This window comes from Halorhabdus sp. SVX81 (assembly GCF_029207715.1).
In the GTDB taxonomy this organism is placed as follows: domain Archaea; phylum Halobacteriota; class Halobacteria; order Halobacteriales; family Haloarculaceae; genus Halorhabdus.
Window position 1 is genome coordinate 64,672 of sequence record NZ_CP104322.1, and the last position, 12,283, is coordinate 76,954.

9 protein-coding genes are annotated in these 12,283 nt (G+C 64.5%); 3 read left to right on the top strand and 6 right to left on the bottom strand.

Features of this window, described 5'->3' with window-relative positions; translation table 11 throughout:
• Window positions 1–47 precede the first annotated feature (47 nt).
• Together SVXhr_RS00265 and SVXhr_RS00270 are read left to right on the top strand one after the other, a co-directional pair.
• Window positions 48–1,487: an APC family permease gene (locus SVXhr_RS00265; protein ID WP_275738403.1), complete on the top strand. Its 1,440-nt coding sequence runs from the start codon at window positions 48–50 to the stop codon at window positions 1,485–1,487.
• Window position 1,488: 1 nt separating this feature from the next.
• A complete protein-coding gene (locus SVXhr_RS00270; protein ID WP_275738405.1) occupies window positions 1,489–2,208 on the top strand; it encodes a universal stress protein in 720 nt (239 codons plus the stop codon).
• Between the two features lie 288 nt (window positions 2,209–2,496).
• Here SVXhr_RS00270 and SVXhr_RS00275 read toward each other — a convergent pair whose 3' ends face one another.
• The 6 genes from SVXhr_RS00275 to SVXhr_RS00300 form a co-directional block, all read right to left on the bottom strand.
• Window positions 2,497–2,694, bottom strand: coding sequence for a hypothetical protein (locus tag SVXhr_RS00275; protein ID WP_275738407.1), 198 nt, complete (start codon window positions 2,692–2,694; stop codon window positions 2,497–2,499).
• Window positions 2,695–2,930: 236 nt separating this feature from the next.
• Window positions 2,931–5,555, bottom strand: coding sequence for a PAS domain S-box protein (locus SVXhr_RS00280; RefSeq protein WP_275738409.1), 2,625 nt, complete (start codon window positions 5,553–5,555; stop codon window positions 2,931–2,933).
• Between the two features lie 142 nt (window positions 5,556–5,697).
• Window positions 5,698–6,849 (bottom strand): GAF domain-containing sensor histidine kinase, encoded by a 1,152-nt coding sequence (locus tag SVXhr_RS00285; protein ID WP_275738411.1) that lies wholly within the window; start codon window positions 6,847–6,849, stop codon window positions 5,698–5,700.
• A 95-nt stretch (window positions 6,850–6,944) separates the two neighbouring features.
• The gene (locus SVXhr_RS00290) at window positions 6,945–8,372 is read right to left on the bottom strand and encodes a glycosyltransferase family 2 protein (protein ID WP_275738413.1); all 1,428 of its coding nucleotides are present in this window, start codon (window positions 8,370–8,372) and stop codon (window positions 6,945–6,947) included.
• Between the two features lies 1 nt (window position 8,373).
• Complete coding sequence (locus SVXhr_RS00295; protein ID WP_275738415.1) at window positions 8,374–9,498, bottom strand: HEAT repeat domain-containing protein; 1,125 nt, start codon at window positions 9,496–9,498, stop codon at window positions 8,374–8,376.
• A 31-nt stretch (window positions 9,499–9,529) separates the two neighbouring features.
• The gene (locus SVXhr_RS00300) at window positions 9,530–9,904 is read right to left on the bottom strand and encodes a response regulator transcription factor (protein ID WP_015789316.1); all 375 of its coding nucleotides are present in this window, start codon (window positions 9,902–9,904) and stop codon (window positions 9,530–9,532) included.
• A gap of 100 nt (window positions 9,905–10,004) precedes the next feature.
• Between SVXhr_RS00300 and SVXhr_RS00305 the strand changes: the two genes are divergently transcribed.
• Window positions 10,005–12,167: a hypothetical protein gene (locus SVXhr_RS00305; RefSeq protein WP_275738417.1), complete on the top strand. Its 2,163-nt coding sequence runs from the start codon at window positions 10,005–10,007 to the stop codon at window positions 12,165–12,167.
• Window positions 12,168–12,283 lie beyond the last annotated feature (116 nt).

The window sequence follows — 12,283 nt, forward strand, 5'->3', positions numbered from 1 at the left end:
CACCCCCGTCCGGTACTGTTTTGACATGTGTGGACGAATACCGTCCCATGGACGAGCGCGAGGTCGACGTCTCGACGGCCGGCGAGAACATCGAGGGCCAGCGGCCCGAACCCGAACCCGAGTCGGTCACCGACGAGACGACGACCCACGAAGAGGGCGTCGAACTCGAGCGGACGATCGGGCTGGTCGGCGGGCTGGCGATCGGTATCGGGACGATGATCGGCGCGGGGATCTTCGTCTTCCCCGGGCTCGCGGCGAAGGAGGCCGGCCCGGCAGCCGCACTCTCCTTTGGGATCGGCGGCGTCATCGCGTTGCTGGTCGCGTTGCCGGCCTCGGAACTCGCGACGGCGATGCCCCGCAGCGGCGGCGGCTATTACTTCATCTCCCGCTCGCTAGGCACGGCCGGCGGGGCGATCGTCGGGCTTGGCCTGTGGCTGGGACTGGTCTTCGCCGCCGCGTTCTACCTCGTCGGCCTCGGCCACTACGTCGTCGCCGTCCTCGCGGAGGTCGGAATCGTTCTCTCGCTCGGTCCGGCCCCGCCACACGTCGTCCTGGGATTGGTCTTCGGGGCCGCACTCACCGCGCTCAGCGTCGGCGGCACCGAACGCACGGCGGCCCTGCAGAACATCATCGTGGTCGTCCTGCTCGTCATCCTGACGGGCGTACTCACGTTCGGCATCCTTGACGCGATGGGTATCTTCGGCCGCCAGTCCGTCCCTGACACGTTCTTCTCGAAGGGGTACTCCCCGGTACTCAGGACCGCTGCGCTTGTGTTCACGTCGTATCTCGGGTTCGCCCAGGTCGCGACGGTCGCCGGCGAGATCAAGCGCCCCAGTCGGAACTTGCCCCTGGCGATGGTCGGCTCGGTGATCATCGTGACCGTCTTCTACGCCGTGACGATCTTCGTCGCGACGAGCACGTTCGGCGCGGATCGCCTCGGCACCTTCGGCGAGACGGCGATGGTCAACGTGGGGCGAGATCTGCTGGGACTGCCCGGTGCAGTGTTGATCCTCGTCGCCGGCTTGCTTGCGACCTTCTCCAGCGCCAACGCCTCGATCCTGAGCGCGTCCCGATCGATCTACGCGCTGAGCCGCGACGCCTTGCTCCCGAAGAAGGCCAGCGAGATCAACCTCAAATACGGCACGCCACACGTCGCGCTGGCGATGGCCGGCGGCCCGATCCTGGTGCTCGTGGCGACCGACAGCGTCGAGATCCTGGCGGAGGTGGCGTCGTTTCTGCACCTGGTGATGTATGCGCTGATCTGCGTCGCGCTACTCGTCTTGCGACGACGCGATCCGGACTGGTACGACCCGGACTTCCGGATGCCGGGCGCGCCAGTCCTGCCGGCGATCGGCGCGGTCGCCAGCGTCGCGCTGATCGCGTTCATGAACGGCGCATCGATCGCCATCGGCGTCGTGATCATGGTACTGTCCTACGGGTGGTACCGCTACTACGCCGACGACGTGCGACTCAAAGGTGACATCTGACATGACCCGACCATCAGTACTCGTCCCGATCCGCGTGCTCGAAGGTGAATCGCTCCCGGAGGGGGTGCCCGACCTCCTTTCGAACGCCCACGTCGTCCTGCTGGGGTATCACGTCATCCCCGGGCAGACGGCCCCCGGCCAGGCTCGCATGCAGTTCGAAGATCGCGCTCTGGACCGTCTCGAGGACTTCGAACAGGCACTGTCCGACGCTGGCGCAACCGTCGACCACCGACTGGTGTTCACCCACGACGCCCAGCAGACGATCGACCGCCAGATCGCCGAAAACGACTGCCTGGCCGCGCTCGTCCCCCGCGCCCTTGCGGACCTCGAAGACATCCTCGTGGCCGTCCGGGGCACCGTCGGCATCGACCGACTGGCTCAGGTAGTCGCCGGCCTCTTCGCCGACCGGGACATCGACGTCACGCTCTATCACGTGACGGGCGAGGACGAAACCGACGAAGACGTCGACGTCCTGCTCGACGGACTCACCGACCGCCTGGCCGACGAGGACGTCGATCCCGCCCGGATCAAGACGCGGGTCGACCGGGACGTGAAACCGGTCGATGCCATCGCCGAACTCGCCGAGGACTACGACTGCGTGGTCATGGGCGAGTCCGACCCGACGCTGTCGACGTTCGTTTTCGGGATGCCCGCCGACCAGGTCGCCGATCGGTTCCTCGGCCCTGTCCTGGTCGTCCAGCGGGAATCGAGCGAGGCGTAATTGTCGCGCTCTCTTCGGTGTGACTGAATTCGATTCTTCATTTCCGCCGTTTCCAGAACGGGGACTGAAACTGCCTTCTCTTCGCGCTCGTCTTGGACGCCTCACCCGCGTTCGATATATCGATATGCAATTTATCCAGCTCGCCCGGACAGCGTGACCATCAGCGGCCCAACCAGCAGCGTCAGCGGGACGACGATCCCACCTGGCCGGCCAGAACGTTGTACTGGGCGATGGTTTCACTCGGCGGCGTCCCTTCGAGGAACCCGACGAGAAACTCGAAGCCGACGGTCAGGACAGCCCAGCCCGTGCCGACGGCCAGCAACTCTGCTTGCGTATAATCGGAGTGGTTCCGCAGTAGGCGGCCGCCACGACGATGATCGCGACCACCAGCATCGCGGTCGAAAGGACGTGGTCGGGGTACTCGCCGACCCGGTCGATGAGGGCCGTCTCGTGGAACACGCCGTTGGCGACGGCGACCGCTGCCATCACGACCCACAGGGCCAGCGGATGGACGAAAACGGACGCCCCGATTCAGTGCTCAACGCCATGTCGCTCGCTACGACTGGCGAGAATATAGCCGCATCGCGCGTGATGCTTGGCGCGTCTCGATGGTGCGCCGTGGGGGGGATTCCCGGCGGAGTCATTGATCGAGATGCGACCCACGCGACAGGCCATAAATCAAATACGACGATACCGAAGTTGGGTCTTGGCAGGCTGGATGCTTACCGGGATGTATCGAAATCAAATCGTGCACCGCCCTCGCCCGACTCACCGACGGAGACGGTCCAGCCGTGTGCCTTCGCGATGTCCTCGACGATCGAGAGGCCAAAGCCCGTTCCGCCCTCGTTCGTGGTGACGCCGTGGTCGAACACTGACTCCCGATTTTCCAGCGGAATCCCTTCGCCATCGTCCGCGACGTAGAAGCCACCGTCCGCTCGCTTGCCAACCGTGATCGTCACGTCCTTGCCGCCGTGCTCCACGGCGTTTCGGAAGAGGTTCTCGAACAGTTGACTCAACCGCCCGGCGTCACCGGCGACGACTGGCACGCCCTCGGCGACCTCCATCGTCGCCTCGCTCGTGTCGACGTAGCCCCACGCTTCCCGTGCAACTGCGCCGAGGTCGATCTGTTCTCTGTCCTCGATCGTCGTCTCCCCACGGGCGAGCGTCAGGAGGTCTTCGATGAGACGTTCGATCCGGTCGTGAGCGGTTTCGACCTTCTCGAAGTGGTCCGGGTCGCCCGTCTCGGCAGCCACTTCGAGAAAGCCCATCGCGACGGTGAGCGGGTTCCGGAGATCGTGGGCCACGACGCTCGCGAACTGATCGAGACGTTCGTTCTGCCGCTTTAGCTCAGCTTCCCGGCTGGCCCGTGCCAGCGCTGCCTCGACAGTCGCGCCGAGGATTCTGAACAGGTCGACGTCCGTCTCGGAGAACTCTCGGGTCGTTGGCGAGCCAGTCGAGATGAGGCCATAGTCGCCCAGCGGCACCTGGATCTCGCTTCTGATCCTCGTGTCCTCGTTATACCGCTCGTCAACCTCTCTGACGTCGTCGAACACCTGGAGTTCGCCGGTGTCGAAGGCCTTCCAGGCGAGACTGTTACCCGGATCGAATCGCGGTGACTCGCCGACGAGCTCGCGCGCCTCGGCTGTCTCAGTGATCGGGATGAGTGCGTGTTCCCGCTCGTCGTACTCCCAGATCCCGGTGATCTCGAACCCGAGGATTTCGACGGCAGCGTCGACGGCGATATTGGCGATCTCTTCGGTGGACTGTGCGGCGCTGAGTTGCTGTGCGGTTCGCTGTAGCGATCGAAGGCGGTTCTCCAGGTGTTTCTGTTCGGTTATGTCTTCGAGGACGGCGAGAATGCTGGTCACCTCGCCGTTCGAGTCCTCGATCGGGGCGACCGACAGCAGGAGATCTAGTCGTCGCCCCTCCTTGGTCTCTCGTTGAATCTCCTTGCCACGGATCGGTTTCCCGTTGAGTGCTGCCCGGCGATGGGCATCGAACTGTGTCTGCTGGTCCTCAGGGATTATCGGGTTAAATTCGCCCAGAACCTCCTCGCGCGACCATCCGAACATCTCCTCTGCACCCTCGTTCCAGCGGATGACCTCACCGTCGGCGTCGATTTCCATGATCGTCAGCGGCGTCGCCTCGATGAGTCCCTCCAGTCGCTGGTTCGTCTGTTCGAGTTTGCGCTCGCGCTGTACTTGTTCGGTGACGTTCCGAGCGATACCGACGATCCGGACGATCTCGTCGTCGACGATGACCGGTGCGAGCGATGTCTCCCAGAAGCGGGCGTCCGGGGCGACCGACAACTCCTCGCGGTAGGCGATCGGCTCGCGCTGCTCGACGCACTCGGCGTAGTTCGCCGCAAGCTCTGCACCGCGTTCCTCGCCGAAGACGTCCCGCGGTGTCCTGTCCTTGACCTCGTCCGTCGAAAGCCCGGTCTGGGTCTCGTACCCAGGACTCAGCTGTGCAAACGTGAACTCCGGATCCTGTCCTGACATGTCGACGTCGAGGACGAAGATCGCGTCACCGGACGTATCCAGCAGCGCGTCGTACTCCTCGGCGAGTTCCTGATATTCGCGTTGCTGTTGCTTTCGGTCGGTGATCTCCTGGGAGAAGACGGTCAGGCCGTCCTCGTCCGGGAACACACGAACGTCGACCCAGTACTCGAAGGGCTCGCCGACGTATTGCTCGAAGGAGACCGACTCGCCGGTTTCCATCGCGGTCCGGTAGCGGTCTTCGAGTTCCGTGTCAACGACCGACGGGAACTCCTCCCAGAGCACGTTGCCGACGACCTCCTCCGGGTCCCGGTCGACTCGCTTGCCCATCTTCTCGTTCATGTATTCGATCCGCCAGTCGGTGTCGACGGCGTAGATCGCGTCGGTCGCCCGTTCGAGCGTCCGTCGGAACCGATCAGTCATCCGGTCGGCGGCGGCTCGCTTGCGCGCGGCGTCGACCAGCGTTTCGATCCGCCGGGCCAGCAGCTCGAAGCTCTCCTGGTTCGGTCGGATCGGAATGTAATCGGAGACGTCGGCCCGGGTTGCGCGACTCGCCACTTCTTCGCTCCCGCGACCGGTGAACAGGACGGTCGGGAGGTCGTCGTGTTCCGCCTGGATCTGTTCGAGGAGGTCGATCCCCGTTCCGTCGGGCAGCGCGTAGGAGGTCACCACGCAGTCGAATTCGGTCGTCGCAAGCTTCTCCATCGCCCTCTCCGCAGCAGTCGCCGTTTCCACGTCGATCTCGCCACACCGTGACAGCTTCGTCCGGACCAGGTCCGCGAACGAACGGTCGTCGTTCACGTACAGGACCGTTATCGGTCCGGTCTTCCCGTCGTCAAAACGAGTCATCTTGTCTTGATTAGACTGTCTCGACATATGAACTGTCGGGAGCCGTTCTCGATTTTGAAAGATCGCGCCATCGACTCCTGGTGAGACGCCACAGCACAATCGCACTGTCACTCGACATCGGCCTTTCGACCGCCCACCACCGTCACTGAATCGAGGCCGATGGTGGTTCAGTGACCATCCCAACGCCAGTGAATTCGAAGCGTGTGCCGTCTTCGTCCGTTTCGACCGTCCCGTCCCACCCATGGCCGGAGACGACCCGTTCGACGACGAGCAGGCCAAGGCCGCGGCGGTTGCTACCGAAGGACCCGCCGAACAGCGAATCGGCGATCGCCGGCGGGAGGCCGGGACCGTCGTCGCTGACGGCGAACCCCGTATCGGTCCCCTCGACGGTCACTCGGGTCCCTGGCGGGCAGTGTTCCATCACGTTCCGAAAAAGGTTCTCGAACAACTGCTGGAGTCTGGAGGCGTCGGCACGGATCGTTCGATCGCTCTCGACGGCGAGCACTGCGGTGTCCGGTTGCACGGTGTTCCAGGCCCGCTCAGCGACCGCGGCCAGCGAAACCGGTTCGCGCTCGCCGACATCGGCCCCCTCCCTGGCCAGCGAGAGGGTGTCTGTGATGAGTTGCTCCATGCGGTCTAAGGACTCGAGGACCGTCTGGAGGTGGCTTGCTTCGGGATCGGCGACGGATTCGGCAACGAGTTCGGTGTAGCCGCGGGCCCCGGTCAGGGGATTCCGCAGGTCGTGGGCGAGGACGCCCGCGAACTCCGTCAGGCGTTCGTTCTGTGCGTCTAAGGCCCGGTAGTGTTGTTCGCGCTCGATCTCGTAGCTGATCCACTGGGTGAGCAACTGGACGAACCGCTCGTCGTCCTCGGTGAATTCCCGCTCCAGTGGATCTTCCCCCGAGTAACAGAGCGTGCCGTAGACCTCGCCGTCGACGAGGACAGCCGCACCGATATAACACTGAAGTCCGGTTGCCTCACGGGCGACGTCGTCGCGATAAGGCGAGTTTGCCGCGTCGGCGACGACGAGCATCTCGCGGTCGGACACGACGTGGCGACACCACGTTTCCCCGAGTTCGTGTGTCGTCCCCGCCTCGTAGGCCCCGCTTTCGATCGTCGAGTCGACGATCTCGTACTCGCCGGCACCCGTATACGACAGGACGCCGTAGTCGACGCCCAGTCGATCCCGTCCGAGCGTGATTGCTCGCTCGATTTTCTGCTCGAGCGGGGCGGACCGATCGGTACCGACTTCGAACAGATCGCGAAAGTAGTTCCTGCGCTCCGGAGTGTCCATGTTGATTGGTACCGTCGATCGTGGGAAAAGGTTTGCTCGTCTCGACGCGCTCGCGGTGGGGGATCAGTCAGTCGGCCGACCGCTGATAGCTCCTATCACTCCTCCTCACCGGCGAAGCCGCTGCGTTCCATCACGCCCCAGGTCTCGACGCCACGGAGATACTCGACGAGGCCGCGCCAGGCGACGATCGTCTTCCACTGTCTGTACCCGAAGTTCTCCAGAACGCCGTACCACAGCAGGCGCAACACCTGCCAGGGGCTGTCGTAGCGGTTGAAACTCCAGACCTCGCTGAAGACGCCGAACCACGACAGGAAGACGCCGTAGCCGGTCGTCAGGAGGAAGAACATGAGCACGAACGTCACGTCCAGCGCTCCGAAGTACCACGCCACCGGGAGCACGACGTATCCAAGCCCTTCGATGAGCGGGCCGAGTGCTTCCGCCGCGACGAAAAACGGCATCACCAGGGTTCCGACGCGACCGTACGCGCGATTGAACAACATTTTGCGGTTGGTCACGACGGTCTCCATCATCCCCCGGTACCAGCGTCTTCGCTGCCGGCTGAGTACCCGGCGGCTGCTCGGAACCTCCGTCCAGGCGACCGGTTCCGGGACGAAATCGACCGTGTACTCCCGGTCCTGCTCGGTCAGGTGTTTGTGGAGGCGCACGACGATGTCGAAGTCCTCCGTGATCGTGTCGTGTCTGTAGCCACCGATCTCGCGGACGGCTTCCGTCTGGAAGAGCCCGAAGGCTCCCGAGATGAGGATGAGTCCGTTGATCCGGTTGAGACCGAGTCGACCCGAGTAGAAGGCACGGAGGTACTCCATCACCTGGAGTCCGGGAAGCCCTGTTTTGGGCAGGGAGACATCGGTGACGATGCCGTCCTCGACCGTACAGCCGTTGGCGACTCGAATGACGCCGCCGGCGGCGACGGCGGTCGTCGGCTCCTTCAGGAACGGTGTCACGAGTTGCAACAATGCGTCCCGATCGATGATCGTATCCGCGTCGACGGCACAGAACAGCGGCATGTCGGTCAGCCAGATCCCCGCATTGAGGGCGTCGCTCTTGCCGCCGTTTTCCTTGTCGACGACGAGCAACTTCTCGTCGGTCGTCGACCGGTAGACGCCGTGGATCTCTTCGGCGGGGACGTCGAACGGAATCTCCGCGTCGATGGCTTCGAGATCGAACTGCTCGCGGAGTCGATCCAGTGTCGCGTCGGTCGAGCCGTCGTTGACGACGACGACCTCGGTCTCCGGGTAGTTCAACGAGAGCATCGAGCGGACGCTCTCGACGATGGTGGCCTCCTCGTTGTACGCCGGCACGACGATCCCGATGCCGGGATAGAACGGGGAGCTGAACTTCCGGAACGGCGGGTCCCATCGCGACTCCTTGACGTCCTCGCGGAGTTCAAACAGCGCCAGGACGTGCAAAAACAGGTAGCCGACGCTGATCAATGCGTAATACCCCACGACAAAGACGCCGAACCCGGCCAGTCCCATCAGGACGGCGTGTGTGATCGTGTGCATCTCAACTATACACCCGCTTGGAGCCGTGCCGGGCCATATCGTCGTACTCGGCGTGTTCGACACTCCAGTCCCAGGCCGGGCCTAACACCGCCGGCGTGTCGGGATCGATGCGGTCACGGCGGTCGACGAGCGCCGCTGTCCCCCGTTCTACGGCTCGCGGATGGGTTTCGCTCACCAGGGCGTACAGGAGGACACTCAGTGCTGGCTGGTCCCCCCATGCCCCGAGCATCTCGTAGACGGCACCCCGAACCCGTGGTGACGGATCGCCGACTGCCCGTTCCAGAAACGCCCGGTCACGGACGGTTTCCCGCCAGCCAAAACTCCCGAGCGCCCGCGCCGCGGCGGCCCGGATCGCTTCGTTTTCGGTCTCCAGGGCCGCGGTCAGCCACGAGAGGTCCTGGTCGCCGACGCTGGTCTCCAGGTTGGCACAGACCGCAAGCACTTGCGCGAGCAGGGGTTCGCTCCAGCTTCGATACTCCCTGCGTGCGGTCTCCAACAGCGGTGTCGGGTCCGATCGTGAGATGCGATGCAGCGTGTCCTGGCCGAAGACTGTGAACTGGCCGTCAATGTCGTCGAGCAGTATCGAAACGCCCTGTTGGGCGTCCGCGAGACTGTCGGTCTCGGACAGCAGCGTCACCGTCGCCGCCCGCTCCCGTGGCGTCTTCGGCTCGAACGCAGACTCCAGATACGGGTCGGGATCGTCGAGCAACGTCAGCCAGGTCAGTGCATCGAGGTGCTCGAACTCGCCGCGGCCGTCGAGTTGGTTGCGCGCGCGGTCGGGAATCCCAAGGGCGACGCCGAGCCCCTGCAGCTGTGCCTTGTCCCCGCCATCGAGCTCACGGAGAAACTCGTCGAGCAGCGACTCGGTGACTCGCCGCTCGGTTCCGGAGAGCGTCTCGACCCACTCCTCCCAGCCGGGATCCTCGGCAAAGAGGCGCTCGAGCAGCGCTTCCCGAAGGTCGTCCCTGACGCGATCACGCCGCTCGTCGACGACCGAGCGGTACACTGACCAGCCGATGGTGATGTAAAACGAGACGGTCAGTAGCAGTCCGATCACGAGCGCGACCACGGCCAGGATCACGATCAGCGGGACTTCGTACCCGAACGCGCCGACGGCCCCCGCCATCACACCCTCACCTCGAAGGGGACGACTCGCGTCATGGGAGGTGTCGCCGGACGCGGGCCAGTAGCTCCGCGCTCCGGAACGGCTTCGAGACGTAGTCGTCGACGCCGGCGTCGAAGCCTTCGAGAACGTGTTCCTCCCGGCCGCGGGAGGTGAGCATCACCACCGGCAGGTCAGTTCGGACCGCCAGCTCCCCGTTTCTGAGCATCCGAACCAGCCGCGTCCCGTTGAGACGGGGCATCATGACGTCGACGACGAGGGCGTCGGGCTCGAACCCCGTCGACAAGAGGTCGGCAGCTTCCTGGCCGTCTTCGCAGACACGAACCTCGAACCCGGCCGCTTCGAAGCGGTGGCGAAGTAACTGCCGGATCGTGGTGTCGTCGTCGACGACGAGGATCGATTCCGCCATTTGTCAGATAATGCGGTGGCAGTCACAAATAATCACCTCATGAGGCGAAGCCAATTGACGTCGTCGACAATCTCATGACGTTGTGGTCCCTGACTCATCTGTGAATCGTCGTCGATTCGTCGCTACCGTCGGTGCCGCCGGCCTCGCCGGCCTCTCGGGATGTCAATCGACGGACCGGTCATCGCCACCGGCGTACCGGATCGGCGCTGACGGATTCGAACGCCGATCAGAGGGTACCGTCACGGAACTCACGGTCAGGGGAGTGAACCTCGGAATGGCGAAACCGGGGTACTTCCCGGGCTCGGCCGCCATCGAACGTGCTGAGTACGATCGATGGCTGGAGCATATCGGCGAGATCGCCAACGTCGTCCGGACCTACACGATCCACCCGCCTGCCTTCTATCGCGCCCTCCGGGCGTACAACGACGATGCCGCGGAGCCGCTGTTGTTGCTCCAGGGTACCTGGGTTCCGACTGCCGAGTTGATCGACGCCGGGGACGCCACCGCCCTCTCATCGACGGTCGATCGGGAACTCCGACGGACCGTCGAGGCCGTCCACGGCGACACGACGCTCCCCGAACGCCCCGGATACGCGAGCGGCCCCTTCGACGCCGACGTCAGTGACGTCACGCTGGGGTACCTATTCGGCATCGAGTGGCCGCCGGAGGTAGTCGAGGCGACCAACGAAGCCGATGCTGACGGCGACTTCGAGGGGTCGTTCGTTCGGACGCAAGGCGGCTCCCGGTTCGAACAGTGGCTCGCGGGCCGACTCGACACCCTCGCGACCCACGAGAGCGACCGTTACGACGTCCAGCGGCCGCTGTCGTTCGTCAACTGGGTGACGACCGACCCGCTCGACCATCCATACGAACCGTATCACGACGAGGATCTGGTCAGCGTCGACCCCGATGCCATCGTGGCGACCGAGGACTTCGATGCTGGCACATTCGCGTCCTATCACGCCTACCCGTACTATCCCGATCTGCTGAACGAGACGCCGGAGTACGTCGATTACGTCGATCATCGCGGGGAACCGAACAGCTACGCGGGCTATCTGCACGATCTGGTTGGGGCGACCGACCAGCCGGTGGTGATCGCCGAGTTCGGCGTCCCAAGTTCCCGCGGGATTGCCCACCGCGATGTCCACGGGCGCGACCAGGGTGGCCACACCGAGCGTGAACAGGGCGAGATCGTGGCGGCGATGTATCAGGATATCCTCGCCGCGGATACGGCGGGGGGCATCGCGTTTTCCTGGCAGGACGAGTGGTTCAAACGGACCTGGAACCTCGACGCGCGCTCGGTCCCCGGGCGACGCCCCCACTGGTCGAACATCGAGACGCCGGAACAGCGCTTTGGCCTCCTGGCGTTCCAGTCGCCCGACGCGATCACACTCGATGGGTCGCCCGGGGACTGGGACGACGCGACGGTAGTTCGACCCGCGGAACCAACCGACGCTCCCGACGAACGGACGCTGACTGGGATGCAGATCTCCCACGATCTCGCGGGGCTTGCGATCCGTCTGGAGTTTGCGACCCTTCCGAACCCGATGCGATGGGACCGGACCGGGGCGTTCGTGACGGTCGGACTGACGGGTCGCGAGCGGACACTCCCGATCGCTTCCCAGACGGCGACGGCTGATTTCGTCGCCGACCTGGGTGGTCCCGGCAATTCCAGACTGCTGGTCGAGTCATCCTACGATGCGTTCGCGCGTGAATTTGGCGAAATTGCCGGGCTCGATCTCGACACCTATCGCGATGGACGTGCCGGATTCGTCCCCGTCCGCGAACCGATCAATCTTGGATACACCGTGCCGCCGACTGGTGAATCGGTCCCCTTCGAGGCTGTCGAGACCGGGCGACTCCGGTACGGGAACGGCAACCCCGACGCCGCGAACTTCGACTCGCTGACTGACGTCCACGTCGACCCCGCAAACGACGTCGTCGAACTCCGCCTCCCGTGGCTCCTGGTGAACGTCGCTGATCCATCCACGAAACAGCGCATCGTGACCGACTGGGACGGTGGTCTCGACGTGACCGATTTCGAGTCGATCCAGGTCGGTGCCGCGACCTACGACCCCAGTGGAGCCGGGACGGCCGATTCAGCTTCGACGGGCTTGATCGACCATGCGGTTCCCGGAACCGCCGCCGGCACACTCGAAACGACGACGTATACGTGGTCGACGTGGGACCGACCCGCCTACGAGGAGCGGTTGAAGGAGTCCTATCACGTCCTCGACCGGACGAACTGGGACAGGACGGGCTGATACGGCCGCTGTCCGGCCGGCCAGCCACGCTGTACCGGGGCGAGCCAAAGCGGTGTCGGCGTGACTGCTAGGGCGGCCTGCCGGCGGCGGGAAGGGACTCCCTGCGGTAGTACCGG